Here is a 20,262-nt window from a genome sequence, read left to right on the forward strand (position 1 = left end):
TTTAAAATAAAATATAAACAATCAATTATAAAAAATATATGCTACACATAGACATCCACAGTTTTTCATATAAAAAAGGAGGAATTCCTAAAGACGATTCAGGAAATGGGGGCGGTTTTACCTTCGACTGCAGAGGAATTTTAAATCCGGGAAGAGTGGAAGAATATAAAATCCAAACCGGGAAAGATATCGGCGTACAGGAATATCTGGAAGCAAAAACAGATATGCCCAAATTTTTAGAACTGGTAAAAAGCATGGTTTCCATCAACATCGATAATTATCTGGGTCGCGGGTTTGAGAATCTTCAGATCAATTTTGGCTGTACCGGTGGACAGCACAGATCGGTATATTCAGCCATCAAAATCGCTCATTTTATTGAAGAAAAATATGGAGATAAAGTGGAAGTCAGCCTTCATCATGATGAGCAACATCAACTCAATAATAAATGATAATTGATAATTTATAAATGATTACTTAAAAACTATCTCTATCGATCATCATTCATCACCTATCAATTATAAAAAATGAAGGCATTAATTTTTGCAGCAGGAAAAGGCACCCGTTTAAAACCTTTTACAGATCATCATCCGAAAGCTTTGGCAAAAGTAAATGGCATTCCGCTTTTGGAAAGAAATATAACATATCTAAAGAGTTTTGGGATTACTGATTTTGTAATCAACGTACATCATTTTGGCGATCAGATTATTGATTTTGTAAAGAAAAACGACAATTTTAATTGCAGAATTGAAATTTCAAACGAATCTGAAGAACTTCTGGAAACAGGGGGAGGTTTAATCTTTGCCAAAAAATTTCTTGACCATGGTGAAGATTTTATCATCATGAATGCGGATATCCTGACCAACATTAACATCAATGATCTGGTGGAATATCACCAAAACATAAAAGATTTTGTTACATTAGCCGTGTCAGACAGAGAAAGTTCGCGAAAATTATTATTTAACGATGATATGGTTTTGAGAGGATGGCTGAATGTACAGACCGGCGAGCAGCGACTGGCAGAATTTAATAAGGGATTTAAACCTTATGCATTCAGCGGTGTACACTGCATAAATCCGATTATTTTCGACAAAATAAAACGTACCGGTAAATTTTCTGTGATGGAAGAATATCTGGATCTGATGAAGACCGAAAAAATTCATGGTTTTAAGCATGACAGTATTCTGATCGATGTAGGAAGGCCGTCATCAATCATAGAAGCCGAAAAATATTTTAAATAAAACAGAATGGGAATTGAAGGAAGCAGGGATGAGAGTTTACAAAATCCTGAATTAGATATCAACGAATCAATATTACACAACAGTTTCAGACAGAAAACATGGGATGAGATCGTGACCAAAGACAGCTGGATGGTTTTCAAGATCATGGCAGAGTTTGTAGACGGTTATGAAAGAATGGCCAAAATAGGACCTTGTGTTTCTATTTTTGGCTCTGCAAGATTAAAGTCTGAAAGTAAGTACTACAAAATGGCTGTAGAAATTGCCGAAAAAATTACAAAAATCGGTTTTGGAATAATAACCGGCGGTGGTCCCGGAATCATGGAAGCCGGAAACAAAGGCGCTTTCAATTCTGCAGGAAAATCTATCGGTTTAAATATTGATCTGCCATTTGAACAGCATTTCAACCCTTACATCAACAAAATGTACTCGCTAAATTTCGATTATTTTTTCGTCAGAAAAGTCATGTTTGTAAAATATTCTCAGGGTTTCATAGTGATGCCCGGAGGTTTCGGAACATTGGATGAGCTAACGGAAGCGATTACCTTAATTCAAACCAATAAAATCGGGAAGTTCCCTATCGTTCTGGTGGGATCTGAATTTTGGAGCGGTCTGCTTGGATGGTTTAAAGAAACTTTATTAAGAGAAGGAATGATTTCTGAAAATGATTTGGATCTGTACCGTGTGGTAGATACCGCTGACGAAGCTGTAGAGCACATCAGAGCCTTCTATGAAAAATACGCAGTCAATGTTAACTTTTAATTGGCATTATATTTGAGCCAGATATATTTACTAAGATGATTAACAATAATTTAAGATGAAAAAATTTTTATACATATCAGGTATTTTATCATTATTTGCATTGATGAGTTTCATGACTGCAGATTTCTTCTCATCAATGACGAAAGTAGATTATATTGACGGAAGCAAAACACTGAAATTTACCACAAAAATGAATACGAGTCATATTTCGGATGCCATCAAAATCAACCGAAGTACAGCGGGTTTTGAAGCCGAAGTAAAGAAATACGTCAATAATAATTTTGATGTTTATGTAAACAATTCTCCTAAAACTCTCACATTCACAGGAAGTCAGGTGAGTGGAGAAACAGTATGGGTTTATTTTGAAACAGGAGGCGTTTCTGATGTAAGCAGTCTTAAGATTAAGAATACCATTCTTCTAAGTGCTTTTCCTAAACAGATTAACCTCGTAAATATTGCCTATAAAGGAAATCAAAAAACCATGAATTTTCAACGTGGTAAAGAGACAAACGAAGTTTCTTTTTAATAAGAATTTATATTTATATAAAAAAACCACCGCAATTGCGGTGGTTTTTTTATAATGACCTCATAAAAAAGGCTGCCTTTATTGGCAGCCTTAAGAGTATTTAAATTAGAATATTACTGAGCTTGAATATTATCTAATTGAATGGTAGTTGTAACACCACTTCCATTTCCTGTATATTCAAACAAGATAAATCCGTTACCTGTTACAGATGCAGGAATTGTGTATGTACCAGCCGGAGCTAATGTTCCATAGCCACTTATAGGTGCCTGAGGAATTGTAAATGCTGATGTAATATCTGTTTTTGTCGCTGCTGTAATGTCTCCAAGCGGTGTATAGTTGGTTGTATAGTAAACCTTTAAAGCATTACCGTTCCAGAATCCAACATTTACATCAAACTTAAATGTACTTGCAGCCGTGAAGTCTACAGGAACTGCAAAATAAGTCACATAAGGACCTGATCCTGAGTTTGCACCTAATTGAATATATTTATTGTTGCTAAATGTCTTTAACTGCCAATATCTGTTTCCTAAAACCGGATCATTAACATATTTAGGATATACCTCAAGATTGGTAGGTGTTAAAGAATAACTTTCAAAATTTTCGAGGAAAGAACCAGAATAAGCAATTGCGGCACCTCCTTTCGGTGGAGTAGAATCTACTCGTGGTCCTGTAAAAGCAATATCAGATGCGCTTCTGATTAACATTTGCCAAGATGTATTGTATCTGCTTACTACAAAAGTAATGTTTCCGTTTCCTGAAGGTAAAACCTCACCACCTGTTTTATAAAAACCAGAATTTCTGATTACTGTAGAATTTCCAAGTTTATCTTCAATATTTCTATCTGTATCCAAACCTTGTCCTGCAGCATCATAATCAATAAATTTTTTCTGAACGGGGAATATTTCTGCAATAGTAAACTGTACACCAGGAACAGTTACCAATGTATTGATTAAATTAGGGTTTTTTGCGTCTGCCAATGATGTAAGAACAGTTGGAGTGATTTTTTGGATATCAAGACCGTTTCCGTTACAAACACCAGATACATATCTTCCTACAAGCGCCTGAGGAATTCTACCTATGGCAAAAGTAGGATCTTCTGAACCTAATTTTACAGTACCTCTGTCAAGGCCTAATCTCAGACCTTTAGCATTTATTCTGATATGAGCTCCGACCGGATAGTCAGCAAAATTACTTGCCTTATCCACTTCAATTTGTAAACCAACAGTAGGATTTACAGTTTTGTCCTGGAAAGAAATAGTCTTATAAAAATTTCCTTGTTCATCAGAAGAAATAATGTATCCATCAAAAATCTGATCTGTTGTAATCAGTTTATAACCATTAGCAGGAACTTGTGCTGCAAAATCAGCCATTGTCATCGTAGGCGCAGCAAACTTGTTTGTACATTGAATAGGAGGTGTTTCCCACTCATCATTTTTCACGCAAGAAGACACAGCAGACAGTACACCTACTGCTACAAATGCCGTTTTTAAAAATTTAGCGATATTATTCATTTTATTTTATTTTTCTGTTAGAATCTAAATTGTAAGTTAACAAAATATGAACGTCCTTGAGTATACCAATACTTCGGACCAAAAGAAGGCGTCGGACTATAGAAATCTGCCGCAAAATCTGCCGCTTTGGTTTCTCTCGTCTGCTCGAATCCTCCGGTGATGTATCTTTTATTATCTAAAATATTGTTCACAGATGCGGTAAGCAATAAGTAATATTTTCCAAATACAAATGATTTTCCTGCATTAGCATTCAGGAAAAATGCTGAAGGCAGCTTCACCGGTCTTAGCATATCTCTTACCTGATCATTGTCAAGTCCTAAAAATGGTGTGCTAGAGAACGGATTTTGAATAAAATTATTGGTTCTTAAAGCAGGAGATGGGTCTAGATAATTATCGTCCAGATAATTCCAGTTTGCACCTACCCACCAATATTTAGGATTGTTGTAACGTAAACCTAAAGAGTATGCTTGTTGAGGGGTACCTCCCTGCTTGTAGTTTTTGATATATGCTTGTCCAAACGAAGTAACGCTGCTTCCAGAGGCGTCTGAAACCAAATATACATCAGGATTATTACGGTAGGTAAACTGACCGTAGCTTGCCAGACCTTGTAAAGACAATGTCGGTAAAACCTTGACATCAACACCTAATTCTGCACCCATGTTTCTTTTCTCAACATTTGACATTACCTGGGTTACAAATGCGCTCTGAACCTGAGAAACAGAACCGTCGGGATTGGTATTGTTTAATTGAATACCATCCGCAAAGAACCTCTGTACGTTCGTTTCATTCTGAGTATCAACTAAATAACCTGTAGCTCTTAATTTAAGGAAAGGAGTACTAATTACATAACTCAAATCATTTGCTGTATATACTGTACTTCTGATACTTGGATTTACCAAAGCATTAACTCTTGGGTTGATAAATAAATCTTCTAAGAATGGCGCCTGATTGTACATTGCCCCGTTATATACCAAGAAGTTTCTACCATTGATACGGTAAACAACCTGTGCTTTTAGTCCAAAATTCCAGAAGTTATAATCTTTGCTTTTTCCTTCTGAATTTTCGTACAAATAATGCTTAAATAAGCCTTCTCTGTTTGAGGTAGAATATCCTGCTAATGCAGAAACAAATACATCAAAGTTACCGGTAGACAATTTCAAGCCCGGGTTTATTTTAACATCCTGTCTTCTAATGATATAGTTGTAAGTCATACGATCACCTACTTTTACCTCAACATCAGAATCATTTGTATTATAAAATCCTGTAGAGCCCGGCCTTGCAGATTCTTTGAACGGATCTACATTGATTGCATAATCACCTCCTAAAAGATCTTTCATCTCACGATACAATTCAGATCTGTAGTTTTGATAAGAAGCATTTAGAATAAATTTTGTACGGTCATTAAAATTATAAGTGTAGTGAGTTCCTGCGTTGAAGATTTTATCATCACTTACATCATCTACCATATAAACTTTAGATCTTTTACCGCTCAAATTATATAAACGAGACATTTCTGCCTGATCTACAACATCATTTTTCTGATTATTTTCATATAATCTGTCCCAATTTATCTGCGTTATAGAAGGATCACCATTTAACCATCCCTGTAAACTTGTATTATAAGCATCGGTTAATGTAGTATATAAAGCAGGATTTAAACTGTTGTTGGTAGCATTATAAATAATGCTGTTGATATAATAGCTTGGTAAATTTCTGTAATATTGCGGTGAAGGGTTTGTAACACCATTCCAATCTAGGCGCGAACCCCTATCTTTTCCAAATTGGTATGAGGCTGTTGTCCAAAGACTGGATTTTGTATTAATTTTCCAGAAATCCTGAAGTTGAAAAATAGGCTGAAAGCCTCTTCTCACCCTTTCACTTCTTTTCTCACCATCCTGATAACCCCAATAAGAATTATAATGCACACCTCTGTAATCATAAACCTCTTGAGTACTTGGGCTTGCCGTAGATCTCCTGTATGGTGAACCAATGAAATTGAATGTCATTGAATGCTTATCATTAAACTTTTTCTCAACTCCAAGATAAGTTCCGTATGCATCATAGAAAGTTCCTTCCTGAATACCCTCTTCTGCCCATCTTCTTGCACCCATCACTGTAAATGCCCAGCCTTTGCTATTCATCCCAGAGGTGTATCGAAGAGAAGTTCTGTTTCTGTAGTTTCTGTTGGTAAGAGACTGGGTAAACTGAAATCCCTTTCTGTACTCACTAGCTTTTGTATTTTTATAAATCACTGAGCTATTACCACCAAAAGCATATTCTGACGGTGCGTGGTTCTGAGAAATTTCAGGATATCTTGTGATTTCATTTAGGCCACCCCAATTGCTGAAGTCTACACTCCCGTTATCAGATTTTACCATAGAAACACCATTCATCATGGTTTCACCTGATCTGCCGTCGATACCTCTCGGTCGGAACCAATAGAATCCTAAATCAAACGCTGCAATTCTACTATAAACATCCATAGAAGATTGCAATAATCCTACAGTAGATGCTTGGCTGCTGTCTTCATCGTCATCATTGCTGTCGATAATTGCCAATCCTTGATCTGCAGTAGTAAGACTAGAATATAATGTAACAACTCCTAGATCTTTTCTTTTTTCATCGTTGGCAACATCAAACTCCATTACTTTTGTTTCGTAATTGGGTTTGGTAATGACCAGTTGGTAATGCCCCGGCTGCAAATCGACAAGCTGGAAATAACCAATCTTATCAGCCGTTACATCATTTTCTGCCCCTTTTACATCTACTTCTGCCTGCTCAACAGGCTTTCCCTGAGAATCTTTTACATAAGCAAAGACGGTAGTCTGCGCAAAGTAAAAAGATGCCGGAAGTAAAGTAAATAAAGAGACTAAAGATAGTTTTTTAATCATGCGTGATGTACTTTGTTTTAATACTTTTAATGTTCATTTCCAAAAGGTTAAAAACTTTGGGGGCACAAATTTAGTAAAAATTTGTATTTAATAATTTATTTAACGTTATGATTTCTTAATATTGTTAAATTTCTATAATATTTCACAAAACTAGCTCATTTTAAAATGATAAATTTACATTTAATTAAAATGGCATGTATTAAAAATAAGTAAATTTGCGGATTAAATAATTTTAATATTCTAAGATGAGAAAATTTTTAAGTTTGGTGGCAGTTATTTTTTCGGTAATCGCGTTTGCACAGCAGGGAAAAATAAAGAAAGTAGCTACTGTAGGATTTCTGAATGTAGAAAACCTTTGGGATACGATTCGTTCAGCTGATTATATAGACGGAACAAAAGACAAAACAAATCCTGCTTTTCATAGAAGCATTCCATTAGATTCGGTTAAATTTTTAGAAGCCGAAAAATATGAAGGACAATGGAGTGACGGTTTGTTAGCGGGTAAAAAAGCGGTAAGGTACCAGAGCGGTTCTGAAGAATTTACCCCTCAAAGCGGAAAAAACTACAATACAAAGATTTATAAGAAAAAATTAGAAAATGCTGCAAAAGTAATTGCCGAATTGGGTTCTCAATACACAAAAACGGCTCCTGCAGTAGTAGGACTAATTGAAGTTGAAAACAGACAGGTAATTCAGGATCTCATAAAGCAACCTGTTTTGGCTAAATACGATTATGGAATTGTACATTACAATTCTTATGATTACAGAGGGATTGACGTTGCACTAATTTATCAAAAAAGAAGATTTACATTAACCAATTCTCTAAAAAAAGAGCTGAAAGTTTACGGCGAAGACGGAAGAAGAGAATACACCCGAGACATTTTAGTTGTTACAGGTTTCTTGGATAACGAGAAGGTGGCTTTCTTTATGAATCACTGGCCTTCAAGAAGAGGTGGTGAAGCAGTTTCTCTACCTAAAAGAAACGCTGCTGCAGCATTGCTGAAACAACAGATGGACAGCATAAGAACGGCAGATCCTTCAACAAAGCTATTCGCAATGGGCGATTTTAATGATGATCCTGTAAGTGCAAGCTTAAAAAATCATTTGAACGCCGTTGCCAGTGAGAAAGATTTAAGTGATGAAAAACCATATCTGAATTTAATGTATCCATTATATAAGAAAGGAATTGCTTCTTTGGCGTATCAGGATGCACCCAATTTATTTGATCAGATCATTGTATCTAAAAATTTGGTTTTAGATAAAAACCCAAAGGAATATTCTGTTTATAAAGCTGAAGTATATGCTCCGGCATATTTAGTGAATAAAGAAGGAAATTATAAAGGCTACCCTTTCCGATCTTGGAACGGCGACCAATTCACAGGCGGTTACAGTGACCACTTTCCGGCATTTGTCGTTCTGCAGAAAGAACCATGATCTAAAGCACTCTTAACTGAGTGCTTTTTTTGTAACTTTATTTTTATGAAAAATTCAATTATAACAATATTTTTAATTTTAATTCCTTTCTACTCTTTTGCACAAAACAACAAGAAGAATATAAAAGAAGAATCTGTTATGCAGCCTGAGAAAAATGATGATGGAGATTGGGATCTTACAGTTATTGATACGCAGTTTGATTATTTTTTGAATGCTATTGCCAAACCGATCAGCCAATATTCTGAATCTTACCTGAAAAGCAGAAACACAACCCTTGTTACAGAATGGAATTCCTATTACATATCAGGAAAATATAGAAATGTAATAGAATCATCAATAGATTACAATCCAAGAGAGAAATATGGGATTAAGTTTGAATATAAACTGTATCAGGTTTTTGCCTACGTCAACTGGAAATACAAACTCAAAATGAACGGACTTAGCGCTTCAGATACTACAAGATTTTAGCATCAAAAAAGGTTCAGAAAAATTTCTGAACCTTTTTTATTTTAAAATTAAGATGATTATTATTTATTAAATAACTCTTCTACTTTATCCCAATTGACTACACTAAAAAATGCAGCAACGTAATCTGGTCTTCTGTTTTGATAGTTTAAATAATAAGCATGCTCCCAAACGTCTAATCCTAAAACCGGCGTTCCTTTGGCATCAGCGATCGGCATCAGCGGATTATCCTGATTTGGAGTAGAAGTTACAGATACAGATCCGTCCTCATTTTTAACTAACCAAGCCCATCCAGAACCAAATCTTGTTTTAGCGGCCTCAGAAAAATCAGCTTTGAATTTCTCAAGCCCTCCATAATTTTCAATAGCAGCTTTTACGCTTCCTACAGGCTCTTTGCTCCCACCAGGTGTTAAGATTTCCCAAAACAATGAGTGATTGAAGTGACCTCCACCATTATTTCTAACAGCCGGCTTTTCAACACCGTTTCTGCAGATATCTTCGATAGATAATTCTGCAAGATCAGTACCTTCAATTGCTTTATTTAAATTATCGATGTAAGCTTGGTGATGCTTTGTATGGTGGATTTCCATAGTTTTTGCATCAATTGTCGGCTCTAAGGCGTCGTACGAGTATCCTAATTTTGGTAGTTCAAATGACATAAGTTTAATTTTTAATGTTAATATGTAAATTTAGCTAATATTTAAGCCAATAATAGCAATTGAATATTATTTTAATAAATCTTTAACATTGATGAATTAAGTTTATTTTAAACTATCCAATATTACTCCATTCCCATTTTTCTCCATCGAAAGTTGATGCATAAGTATTACCATCTTTTCCGGTAACAAAAATATTTATCATATCATGAAACGGTGAAATTGCTGCAATTGTAGATCCTTCTTCGAAAACCAAATCTCCTATTGGCCACCATCCTGCCCAATCGTTATTGGTTTGTGGTCCTTTTGAGGCAGTCCATACTCTACCATCCATACCTACAGCAAAAACATCAAGATGTTCTGGGGTACGACATGCTACTGAGACAGTGGTTCCGGGTGTAAATTCTCCTGATAAAATTTTTATCCAGCCTTGCCAACCTTCACTTGGGTTCCACGTAGCTGTATAAGCGTTGCCACTAGAATCTATCGCAAATAAATCTATATAATTTTCTTTTCTTGAAATTGCGGTAATTTCGATCCCCGGTATAAACTGGTCATAATCTGAGAAATGAAACCAATCTGTCCATGAAGCAGCCGGATCATAGCTTATTGTGTGCACCTTACCATCCAATCCTGTCACAAAAATATCTAATATGCCTGCAGATCTCGAAATGGCAGACAATGGTGAACCAGGTATTGCATCGATCCCACCAAGTGACCACCATCCTGCCCAAACATCATTAGTTTGAGGTCCTTTTGCGGCCGTCCAGATCTGACCGTCCGTTCCTACACAGAAAATATCAATGAGATTTTCTCCTCTTGACGCTCCTGCCACTTTAGTACCTATAACAAATTGCCCATTAAGCACGGGTTGCCAATCTCTATATTCACCAAAAGAAAACCCATCAATCTTCTTTGTCAATTCTGTTACTACACTGGTATGCCAAACTCTTCCGTCTAAGCCTATTACTAAAATATTAAGTTCACCATTATCAAAGTTACCTACCGTACTTACAGGAGAATCTACAGAAGCCATACCTTTTGTATCGCCCCATTTTCCGGAATTTCCCCATTTTCCGGAATTCCAGTAAAAACCTATTTTATTTTGATCATTTACTTTATATACTGTACTATTGGTAAATTTGCCATGCTTTATTGCTGTAGGGACTCCCCTTCCAATACCCCATTCTAGGACTGCCTCTATTTGTGCTTCATATTGCCCGTGATGCCCGGTCCATGTCAAAATATGTCCTGTGTTACCGTTTTGATAACCACTGTATGGGATGGTATATTCTATTGTTATAGGCTTAAATAATTTTGTACCCGAAAACAAATCTTTGAACCATGCGTAGAGTTTATCAAAAACATACGCCACAATTGCACCGACAACTGCTCCTACAATAGCGCCGGCAACTGTTCCGATTGGTCCGAGTGTGCTCCCTAAAATCGCACCTGCTTTTGCACCCAGAAACGCACCTGCCGTAGCTGCTGCATATTTTATTATTTCTTCTTTGGCTTTTTCGGCGATTTTATCTATTAATTTGATCAAACCTTCCGATGAACGAACAGACATAGCGACTATAACCGTACATTTTCTCGGCCATCCTTTTCCATAATCAAGATTAAAATTGACCAGATTTTTAACATCTCCTCTATTCTTCCAATTGACCAGATTTTTATTATCCCATCCTCCTTCTAAATCTAATAAAGGAGATTGGCGCGCATTTCCAAATGCATCAATTCTCACAGCCTGCATATAAACATGATCACTTCCACTGCTTGTAAGTCCTGTTTCTTCAGCGCAGTAAAGCTGATTGACATTCATAGTCAAATTAGAATTACCTTTATTATCAAAATCAACATGTAGACTTAATGGTCTTAATTCAGTATCAAATTCGTTGAAAATTTGGTTTACAACCGAATGAGTACTTTGCAGATCAATACTTCGAAATAAACTTTCGTCAGAAACTTTTGGGATAAAACCAGGCTGGGCAACTTTTTGCATTCCAGCCTTTAATTCTGCTGCTGGTATTGTATTAAGGTAATTTTTTATGGCATGCTCAAACGAATCATCGCTTGCAGGCATCTGGTATTGGCTGGGGTTTTCACAGTTGAGTAATGTTCGGTATGAAGCGGAAATTACTGCATCACTAATTTTATCTGCAACAGAAACAAATTTTGGATCTAAATCTTCTGATGCAATTGTTCTAAAATTTTCCATAACAATTAGTTTAATTTTTTATTAAATATAAAAAACATTTAACATATTTATTGATATTTATTCAATTCTTTAGAAAAATAATAATCAGATTTACAAATTATAAATAAAAAAAACCGCTATGATGCGGTTTTTATATACTTTTATGGATGTAATTTCTTATCTATTCATAGACATCAGAAACTCTTCATTGTTCAGAGTTCCTCTGATATTTTTATTGACAAATTCCATTGCCTCAATAGGATTCATTTCTGAGAGATACTTTCTGAAAATCCACATTCTCTGCGAAGTAACTTCATCCAGCAATAAATCATCTCTCCTTGTGCTTGAAGATACCAGGTCAATCGCAGGATAAATTCTTCTGTTGGCGATTTTTCTATCTAATTGAAGTTCCATGTTTCCGGTACCTTTGAATTCTTCAAATATAACCTCATCCATTTTAGAACCTGTATCAATCAATGCTGTGGCTATAATTGTTAATGAACCTCCATTTTCAATTTTTCTCGCTGCACCAAAAAATCTTTTCGGTTTATGGAGAGCATTTGCATCTACACCACCCGAAAGAACTTTTCCGGACGCCGGAGTTACGGTATTGTAAGCTCTGGCCAATCTAGTAATTGAATCTAGCAAAATAACTACATCGTGACCACATTCTACCATTCTCTGAGCTTTCGCTAAAACAAGGTTGGCAACTTTGACGTGTTTGTCTGCAGCTTCATCAAATGTTGAAGCGATTACTTCTGCATTGACACTTCTTTCCATGTCGGTAACTTCTTCAGGACGCTCGTCGATCAAAAGTACCATCATATAGACCTCTGGGTGATTGGCAGCAATGGTGTTGGCAATATCTTTCAACAACATTGTTTTACCGGTTTTTGGCTGGGCAACAATCATTGCTCTTTGCCCTTTTCCGATCGGCGCAAATAAATCGACGATTCTTGTAGACATCGTAGAATTATCTCCTGAAAGGTTAAATTTTTCTTCCGGGAAAAGCGGTGTCAAATATTCAAAAGCAACACGGTCTTTGATAAATGCCAAATCGCGTCCGTTAACTTCTACCGGTTTTAATAAAGAAAAATACTTTTCACCTTCTTTTGGCAAACGCACAATACCTTTTACATTATCGCCTGTTTTTAATCCGAAATTTCTGATCTGTGCGGTCGAAACATACACATCATCCGGTGAAGATATATAGCTGAAATCTGAAGAGCGTAAAAACCCGTAGTTATCCGGTAATATTTCTAAAACCCCTTCAATACTCACCAATCCGTCAAAATTGAATTCCTTTCTTGACTCAGATTCTTCCTGTCTGTCAGAATTTCTGTTCTGATTTTGGTTGGGGTTCTGATTAGGATTGATATTTTGGCTTTGGTTAGGATTTTGGTTAGGATTCTGATTATTATTCTGATTTCTATTTTGAGGATTTCCAGCATTTTGAGAATTTCCGCCGTTTTGCTGGGAATGATTCGGACCTTTTTGATTTTGAGGCTGATTTTGCTGTGGTCTCTTTGGTCTTTCTTCTCTTCCTTGTAAAGGTGCCGGAGCATCTTCCGAAGAGTCTGATTTTATTGGAGTTTCCTCTTTTTCCTGAGATTGATTTTCAGGTGCATTTGTATTTGTAGTAGGAACTCTTTTTCTCTTTTGTTTTGATGTATTACTTGCAGGTCTTTCTTCAATAGAACCTTTTGCAGGCTCTTTTACGATTGCTTCCGCTATAACTTCCTTGTCCTCTGCAGGCTCTGCAATTACAGCAGGTTCTGCATCCGTCGGAGTTTCTGCTTTTGGTCTTGAGGGCTTTTTGGTTGCCGGTTTTTTGGGAGCAGTTCTCGCCACTTTTTCAGCTGCGGCAGGTTTTTCATCAGTCTCAGTATTGCTTTCGGTCGTATTGAAGTAGTCTTTTGTAACTTTAGGGTTAGAAGCCTGAAAATCAAGAACGGCAAAGATTTTATCATTATCGTTGCTGTTTCTTGCAACCTTAACGCCCAAATCTTTTAGGATTTTAGCCAATTCCGTTACGGATTTTGACCTTAACGTTTCTATGTTAAACATATTTAAAGTAAAATGTAATTAGTTGTGAGTAAGAAAAGTAAGTCCGGTGACTTTTGTTTTCAAGTACATTGTATATTGCAAATCTACACTTATTTTTGAATTGTGCAAAATTTATGTTATTTTTGCTGTTGAATTTAGATTCTATGTTACAAAGAATACAGACTATTTGGATTTTGCTATCCGTTTTAGCAGCGGCTTTCCTATACATTACAGGACAGGATGTAAAAGTTTTCGGAAATGTCCCGATCATAAGCATCTCATCAATTGTTTTGGTTTTGGTAGGTGCATTCAGTTTGTTTAGCTTTAAAAACAGAAAAAGACAGATCATGCTGAATAATATCAGCATCATTATAAACGCTTTGTTGATTGGTATATTGGTGTATTGGGTACAAAACTTATCCGGAGGAATAGATTTTCCTGAGAAGGGTATTGAGCCGGTTTTCCCGTTGATTGCGGTAATCTGTTTGCTTTTGGCAAACCTATTTATCAAGAAAGATGAGAGGCTCGTAAAATCTGTAGACAGACTCCGATAACCTTACAATGATTTTTTTTGAGTAAGAACAGCTTCTTTTTGGGAGCTGTTTTTTGTTTTCTCATTGTCACAAAACTACATATTGATGAAGATTCGCTCATAGGTGTTAGTTTTTATTTTAAATTTGCTGATCTTTTATTGTTTTATTTTAAGATTGAACGCAACATTTTAAATACAAGAACGACATATCAAATTAAAAATATTTTATATATGAAAAAACTACCTTATCTTATCTTGTCTTTTCTTTCGACAACAGCTTTTGCACAGGACATCTCGTCAGAAAAAGTAAAAACCGTAATTTCTATTCTTGCTTCCGACGAAATGAGGGGCCGCGAAATCGGAACCGCTGAAAATGACAATGCTGCCAATTATATTGCAAAGCTTTTCAAAGAAAATAATCTAGAATACTGCACAGGTAATTCTTATCTCGTTCCTTTTGATTACAAGGGAAAAACGGCTTACAATGTATGCGGAATTAGAAAAGGTAAATCCGAAAAAACGCTAGGCTTTTCGGGACATTTTGACCATATAGGAAGCAATGATAAACCCGGCGATAATATTTACAATGGTGCCGATGATGATGCCAGCGGAATTACAACATTGGCAGGGATTGCAGAATATTTCAAAAATAAAAAACCAGAATTTTCAATGGTTTTCATGGCATTCAATGGTGAAGAGAAAGGAATGCTGGGATCTACAGCAATTGCCGCAGATAAAAATTTAGACAAAATATACAGTAATTTATCTGCACTTTTCAATTTCGAAATGGTAGCAACAGAATCTGAATTTGGTAAAAATGCAGTGTTTATAACCGGTGACGAGTTTTCTGACCTCGACGATTTATTTAATCAAAATGCAGAAAACGGCTTAAAAATTTATCCTGATCCTTATGCAAAAGAACAATTGTTTTACAGGTCAGATAATGTGAGTTTTGTGAAGAAAAAAATAATTGCCCACTCTATTTCGACTGCTGATATGAGTAAAATTAAGCATTATCATCAGGTTAATGATGACATCAACATTGTTGATTTTGAAAACCTTACATTACTCATTAATAATTTCGGGAAAACTTTAGAAAAACTGACTCCTAAAAATTTTAATCCGAAGTATACTGATAAAGTAAAATTCAATTAAAAACGTCTTATCATTATATTTTAATTAATTTTGCTATCCAATTATACTGAATGAACGAATATAAAAAAATATTAAAATTCGCAAGACCACATCAGAAATATATTTACGGAAGTTTATTCTTCAATTTGTTATATTCTGTATTTCAAATTGCTTCATTAGGGACTATTTTACCTGTTTTAGGAATGCTTTTCGGCACGATCAAACCGGAAAAATACAAATCTGCTCCTGTTTTTTCCGGTGAGATTTTAGACTTCTTTACATATTTGAAAGAATATTCCAATTACTATGTACAAAGTCTGGTAACACAGCATGGCGCTTTGCAGGTACTTGCATGGTTGTGTATTATCACAGCTATTATGTTTTTACTTAGAAACATTTTCAGATACCTTGGATCATTTTTGCTCATTAATTATCGTGTAGGAGTTACCAAAGATCTTCGTGGGGCGATGTATCGTAAAATACTTTCACTACCGGTATCCTTTTTTACAGACAGCAGAAAAGGTGACATGATGTCGCGTATGTCAAATGATGTAGGCGATGTGGAAGGTAATATTTTAGGAAGCTTAGTAGATTTGATTAATGCGCCCTTCATGCTAATCAGTACATTGATTACTTTATTCTTTCTTAGTGCAGAGATGACTCTTTTTTCGCTTTTGGTATTGCCTGTAATGGGTACTATGATTGCTTTAATCGGGAAAAGCCTTAAAAAAGATTCTCACGAAGCCCAGCATGAGATGGGAAATATTTTTTCTATTGTTGATGAAACTCTGAAATCCAATAAAGTAATTAAGATTTTCAATGCAGAAAAAATAATGGATAACCGTTTTATGCAGTCGATGCAAAAATGGATCAACAGCTCAATACGATTGGGAAGAAAAAAGGAATTGGCGTCTCCAATGAGCGAATTTTTAGGATCGGTAACCTTTTTAATCATTGCCTGGTATGGCGGAAAACAGATCATTGTAGAACAAAGCATCTCACCAGCCGATTTTCTTGTTTTTCTGGGTATTTTCTTCCAGATTTTACCTCCTGTAAAAAGTTTATCAACTTCTATATCTAATGTTCAGAAAGGTGAAGCTTCTTTACACAGAGTTTTGGAAATTCTTGATGCGGATATGAAAATCGAAGAAATTGCAGATCCGGTTTCCATAGATAATCTGGATACTCATATTCAATTCAAAGATATTGGCTTCTATTATGATAAGTCTAATCTGATTCTAAAAAACTTTAACCTGACCATCCCAAAAGGAAAAACAGTAGCTCTTGTCGGGCAAAGCGGAAGCGGAAAAACCACCATCGCCAATCTTTTAGCACGGTTTTATGATGTTTCTGAAGGCGAAATTTTAATTGATGAAACCAACATTAAGCATTTAAAGCTCAAAGAATACAGAAAGCTATTAGGTATGGTCACTCAGGAGTCTGTTTTGTTCAACGATACGGTTTACAACAATATTTTGATGGGTAAACCAGACGCAACAAAAGAAGAGGTAGTAGCTGCCGCTAAAATTGCGAATGCAGACCTTTTTATCACCCAGCTAGCAAATGGTTACGAAACCAACATCGGAGACGATGGCGGAAAACTTTCCGGTGGACAAAAACAAAGAATTTCTATTGCCAGAGCAGTTTTGAAAAACCCGCCGATCATGATTTTGGACGAAGCAACGTCAGCATTAGACACAGAATCAGAAAAATTCGTGCAAGATGCCCTTGAAAAAATGATGGCCAACAGAACATCATTAATCATCGCACACCGACTTTCTACCATCCAAAAAGCCGACTGGATCGTTGTTATGGAAAAAGGGGACATTATGGAACAGGGGACTCACCATGAATTGATGGCGAAACGCGGAACATATTATAAATTGGTAGAGCTTCAGAATTTTAATTAAAGGTTTCTAAATTAATTAAATGAACTCGATACAAGAGTATTTCTTCAGAATTGACGAACCTGAAAGAAGTACTCTTTTGTTTTTAAGAAAGAAAATTCTAGAATCTGATCCTATAAATATTACCGAAACATTGAGCTTCGGGCTGCCTTTTTTTAAGTTTAAAAAGAAAATGCTCTGCTATCTGTATTACAGCAAAAAATATAGGAAACATTACATCAGCTTTTATCACGGCGACCGACTAGATCACCCGGAACTGATCTCAGAAGGCAGAAAGAAGTTTAAAATCCTTTTGATTGATATGAATGAGGATTTGCGTGTTGACTTTATTTTGAGTGTTATTGGTGAGGTTAAGGAGTTAAATAATATTTGAATTCAAATATTATTATACGAGCAATTACAATTTATCTAATTCTACTTTAATCATATTCAGCCATCTAAGTGCATCTTGTGAGTTTTCAAAATATCGGTTTGCCTCATCACCAACTTCTACCCAATAACTATCAATACCGTTTATCAATCTCTCAATATCTACTATTAATTCTTCTATTTTTTTGTAATCATTATTCAAAAAATGCTGTAGTACATATTTAGACACGATATCTTCATCGGTTAAGTTATCCAAATCAGAATCTGGAAAATAACCTCCAAAAAACTGAAACAAGTTGGGAAAATCTTTTATAAAATTCATTTATTAATGTTTAAATGCGGTTACGATAAAATATCCACTACCCATTTTTCCTTCATCAACGCTTTTATTGTCAAAAGAAAAATACAATCTATTTTATAATAAAAGCCCTCGCAATTACGAGGTTTTTGTGTTATATACCAGCACGAGCGAGACGCTCGCGCCAGCGTGGGGTACCACCTTAGGGTCCACATATTTTATTAGGATCAGGTTTTCCATCTCCCGGACCACCTTTCTTTTCTCCCATCATTCCTGAAGGATCGGCATAGTTGACAGTATCGTTCCAAACGAAAGCATACGGAGAATTCGTAATTCTTTTAACGGATTTACCTTATTCTATTGGTTTCATTAGTAAATTCTAATTACGTCATTCTATCAAGTAATTTCAAAAATTTGAAAGTTTACCCGGATTTCACTTATTTTTTCAATAAACTTCTGAGCTAAAAATTCATCTTCAACATTTAGAATAACTTCATCTCCATTTAAGATAGAATCCACATTAAATTCTGCATCTCTCAAAGAAATGCCAAGTATATTAATTTGTAATTTTGTAAGAGTTACCTTTTCAAACCCGGTTTTCCAATCTTTTAATATTATTTTCATTATTATTTTACTTTAATTGTTATAGGTGTTGGAACTAATCCTTTATATTTACCTGTGGTTCTTTTCCCTCGTTGGATAACTACATTTTTTACATCAAAATATTTTGTCACTTCCGTTGGCTTCTTTTCTTGTAGTTCCTCTTCGTGCTGCTACTTCTGTAGCCACTACCTTTAGTTTCCTGTGATCCTGTCTTTTGCTTTCCATTAGGATCAATATATTTAATTGGATTTTGATAAGTGTAAATATAAAGGTTTAAATTCCCCCAGTAGAAAACTCCACCATTGTGCTGTCCGTCTCCGTAAAACTCCGTTTCCATCACTGGATTATATACTGCCAATGGATCGACACCATACCAAATACTTAATCTAGGATTATAATACCTAGCCCCGTAATAATACAGTCCCGTATCATCATCTAATTCCTTGGCATTAACTTAAATGGATTATCATACGAGCCATTCATCTGCTCCATCATCGTTTCTCCGAATGGTAAATTTAGGAAAAATTGGGTGGCTTCTGATTGAGAATTGGTTACAAATGTTGCCGTTCCCAGATAGTCCCCATGAAGATAATATAAATCAGGGCTCCAAGTTCTTTCTCTTAATTACACAGAAACATTTTGTCTAAGATCTTTTTTTTCCAGATACTTTTGAAATAAGCTTGTGCATCTGCAGGTTTCGCAGAAGGTTTTTCATCTTCTGCTCTGTTGGTGTACAACACTGAAGATCTTCATATCTCACTGCCTCATCCATCAGTCTGCTGATAAGTATTTGATTTCAGCAAAATAAAAGTTTGATAAATTAAAAACTACCACACGAAGGATTCGTGCGGTAGCGAGGGGTCTCCAAAAGTTAGACTTGAGAAAATTATGTGGATTCTGACTAAAAATTCATAATAAATGTTGCCGTTCCTTAGATATTCCTGCAGATAATAAAACAAACTGCCACACGAAAGGATTCGTGCGGTAGCGGGGTATATTCAGCTGTTTTGCTAGTATACAACACTGAAGGGTCTTCGTATCTCACTGCCCCATCAGTCTGCTCGCAAATCTTTTTGCGCCTTCAAAATAATGTTTGATAAATCAAAAACTACCACGAAAGGATTCGTGCGGTAGCGAGGGGAAAAAAAGATGCAATATCACGTTACACATCAGCATCTTTATGTATTAACAGGAAATGAAATCATTAAATATCGTTTTGCGCAGAACATCACCCAGCATTTCATTTCAGGGGAAGCCGAAAACCTGAACCAAGAGTAGGCACCAATATTCAATTTATCATCATGAAAAAAATGAGAAAAATCGCATTGCCCTTAGCAGTTTTGCTTTTAGGCGCAGGAAGTGCGTACGCTATAAGCGTTGTGAAGGAAAACAGTTTAGTGGAAAACGGTTATCGTTTTGATCCACTGGCACCTGTAGAAAAATGTATTATGACAGAAAAATCATGTCAGCCGGACGTTATTACGGAAGTGTGCACCTGGTCTGATGGGGTCAACACTCATAATCTCTTCGAAAATGCAGGCGGAACCTCATGCGGTAATCCACTGTATGAAATTCCTAACTAATTAAAAAGATGAAGGGTGCTTAGCACCCTTCATTTGTTTATTATCCCATTCTCTTTTATCGTCCGTACAACGCATTGGATGCCTTATCTTGTGATGTGGATTCATTGGGTT

19 protein-coding genes and 1 pseudogene are annotated in these 20,262 nt (G+C 35.8%); 12 read left to right on the plus strand and 8 right to left on the minus strand.

Features of this window, described 5'->3' with window-relative positions; translation table 11 throughout:
• Positions 1–38 precede the first annotated feature (38 nt).
• From K0U91_RS05260 to K0U91_RS05275, 4 genes are all read left to right on the plus strand, one after another.
• Positions 39–449 carry a RapZ C-terminal domain-containing protein gene (locus K0U91_RS05260; RefSeq protein ID WP_219970095.1) on the plus strand — a complete coding sequence of 137 codons (411 nt, stop codon included), beginning with the start codon at positions 39–41 and terminating at the stop codon, positions 447–449.
• A 75-nt stretch (positions 450–524) separates the two neighbouring features.
• Positions 525–1,238: a nucleotidyltransferase family protein gene (locus K0U91_RS05265; protein WP_219970094.1), complete on the plus strand. Its 714-nt coding sequence runs from the start codon at positions 525–527 to the stop codon at positions 1,236–1,238.
• A 6-nt stretch (positions 1,239–1,244) separates the two neighbouring features.
• Complete coding sequence (locus tag K0U91_RS05270) at positions 1,245–1,997, plus strand: LOG family protein (RefSeq protein ID WP_220178666.1); 753 nt, start codon at positions 1,245–1,247, stop codon at positions 1,995–1,997.
• A gap of 55 nt (positions 1,998–2,052) precedes the next feature.
• Positions 2,053–2,523, plus strand: a complete 471-nt coding sequence (locus K0U91_RS05275; protein WP_219970092.1) for a DUF6702 family protein — start codon at positions 2,053–2,055, stop codon at positions 2,521–2,523.
• 113 nt (positions 2,524–2,636) lie between these two features.
• Here the strand turns inward: K0U91_RS05275 and K0U91_RS05280 are convergent, their stop codons facing one another.
• Together K0U91_RS05280 and K0U91_RS05285 are read right to left on the minus strand one after the other, a co-directional pair.
• Positions 2,637–4,034 carry a DUF5689 domain-containing protein gene (locus K0U91_RS05280; RefSeq protein ID WP_220178667.1) on the minus strand — a complete coding sequence of 466 codons (1,398 nt, stop codon included), beginning with the start codon at positions 4,032–4,034 and terminating at the stop codon, positions 2,637–2,639.
• A gap of 17 nt (positions 4,035–4,051) precedes the next feature.
• Positions 4,052–6,925, minus strand: a complete 2,874-nt coding sequence (locus K0U91_RS05285; RefSeq protein ID WP_220178668.1) for a carboxypeptidase regulatory-like domain-containing protein — start codon at positions 6,923–6,925, stop codon at positions 4,052–4,054.
• Positions 6,926–7,170: 245 nt separating this feature from the next.
• Here K0U91_RS05285 and K0U91_RS05290 point away from each other — a divergent pair, with 245 nt between their 5' ends.
• Both K0U91_RS05290 and K0U91_RS05295 read left to right on the plus strand, forming a co-directional pair.
• Positions 7,171–8,358: an endonuclease/exonuclease/phosphatase family protein gene (locus K0U91_RS05290; protein ID WP_220178669.1), complete on the plus strand. Its 1,188-nt coding sequence runs from the start codon at positions 7,171–7,173 to the stop codon at positions 8,356–8,358.
• Positions 8,359–8,403: 45 nt separating this feature from the next.
• A complete protein-coding gene (locus tag K0U91_RS05295) occupies positions 8,404–8,826 on the plus strand; it encodes a DUF6146 family protein (RefSeq protein ID WP_220178670.1) in 423 nt (140 codons plus the stop codon).
• Positions 8,827–8,885: 59 nt separating this feature from the next.
• Here the strand turns inward: K0U91_RS05295 and K0U91_RS05300 are convergent, their stop codons facing one another.
• From K0U91_RS05300 to rho, 3 genes are all read right to left on the minus strand, one after another.
• Positions 8,886–9,482: a superoxide dismutase gene (locus K0U91_RS05300; protein ID WP_219970087.1), complete on the minus strand. Its 597-nt coding sequence runs from the start codon at positions 9,480–9,482 to the stop codon at positions 8,886–8,888.
• A gap of 112 nt (positions 9,483–9,594) precedes the next feature.
• A complete protein-coding gene (locus K0U91_RS05305; RefSeq protein WP_220178671.1) occupies positions 9,595–11,700 on the minus strand; it encodes a hypothetical protein in 2,106 nt (701 codons plus the stop codon).
• 156 nt (positions 11,701–11,856) lie between these two features.
• Positions 11,857–13,746: a transcription termination factor Rho gene (rho, locus tag K0U91_RS05310; RefSeq protein ID WP_219970085.1), complete on the minus strand. Its 1,890-nt coding sequence runs from the start codon at positions 13,744–13,746 to the stop codon at positions 11,857–11,859.
• Positions 13,747–13,889: 143 nt separating this feature from the next.
• On the opposite strand from rho, the gene K0U91_RS05315 reads away from it, so the two are divergent.
• The 4 genes from K0U91_RS05315 to K0U91_RS05330 all read left to right on the plus strand — a co-directional run bounded on the left by K0U91_RS05315 (position 13,890) and on the right by K0U91_RS05330 (position 17,671).
• Positions 13,890–14,279: a DUF4293 domain-containing protein gene (locus K0U91_RS05315; RefSeq protein ID WP_219970084.1), complete on the plus strand. Its 390-nt coding sequence runs from the start codon at positions 13,890–13,892 to the stop codon at positions 14,277–14,279.
• Positions 14,280–14,488: 209 nt separating this feature from the next.
• On the plus strand, positions 14,489–15,412 hold the full coding sequence (locus K0U91_RS05320) for a M28 family peptidase (RefSeq protein ID WP_220178672.1): 924 nt from the start codon (positions 14,489–14,491) through the stop codon (positions 15,410–15,412).
• 50 nt (positions 15,413–15,462) lie between these two features.
• On the plus strand, positions 15,463–17,301 hold the full coding sequence (locus tag K0U91_RS05325; protein WP_219970082.1) for an ABC transporter ATP-binding protein: 1,839 nt from the start codon (positions 15,463–15,465) through the stop codon (positions 17,299–17,301).
• Positions 17,302–17,320: 19 nt separating this feature from the next.
• Entirely contained in the window at positions 17,321–17,671 is a 351-nt protein-coding gene (locus tag K0U91_RS05330; RefSeq protein ID WP_220178673.1) for a DUF1801 domain-containing protein, read from the plus strand.
• Between the two features lie 24 nt (positions 17,672–17,695).
• On the opposite strand, the gene K0U91_RS05335 is transcribed toward K0U91_RS05330, so the two are convergent.
• The 3 genes and pseudogenes from K0U91_RS05335 to K0U91_RS16205 all read right to left on the minus strand — a co-directional run.
• Positions 17,696–17,989, minus strand: a complete 294-nt coding sequence (locus tag K0U91_RS05335; protein WP_220178674.1) for a hypothetical protein — start codon at positions 17,987–17,989, stop codon at positions 17,696–17,698.
• A 372-nt stretch (positions 17,990–18,361) separates the two neighbouring features.
• Positions 18,362–18,589, minus strand: coding sequence for a hypothetical protein (locus tag K0U91_RS05340; RefSeq protein WP_220178675.1), 228 nt, complete (start codon positions 18,587–18,589; stop codon positions 18,362–18,364).
• A 259-nt stretch (positions 18,590–18,848) separates the two neighbouring features.
• Positions 18,849–18,989 (minus strand): annotated as a pseudogene (locus K0U91_RS16205) (hypothetical protein); the annotation flags it as partial.
• A gap of 728 nt (positions 18,990–19,717) precedes the next feature.
• Between K0U91_RS16205 and K0U91_RS16210 the strand changes: the two are divergent.
• Entirely contained in the window at positions 19,718–19,846 is a 129-nt protein-coding gene (locus K0U91_RS16210; RefSeq protein ID WP_258561813.1) for a hypothetical protein, read from the plus strand.
• 23 nt (positions 19,847–19,869) lie between these two features.
• Entirely contained in the window at positions 19,870–20,151 is a 282-nt protein-coding gene (locus K0U91_RS05350) for a hypothetical protein (RefSeq protein WP_220178676.1), read from the plus strand.
• Positions 20,152–20,262: the final 111 nt, after the last annotated feature.

This window comes from Chryseobacterium sp. LJ668 (assembly GCF_019613955.1).
Classification (GTDB): Bacteria; Bacteroidota; Bacteroidia; order Flavobacteriales; family Weeksellaceae; genus Chryseobacterium.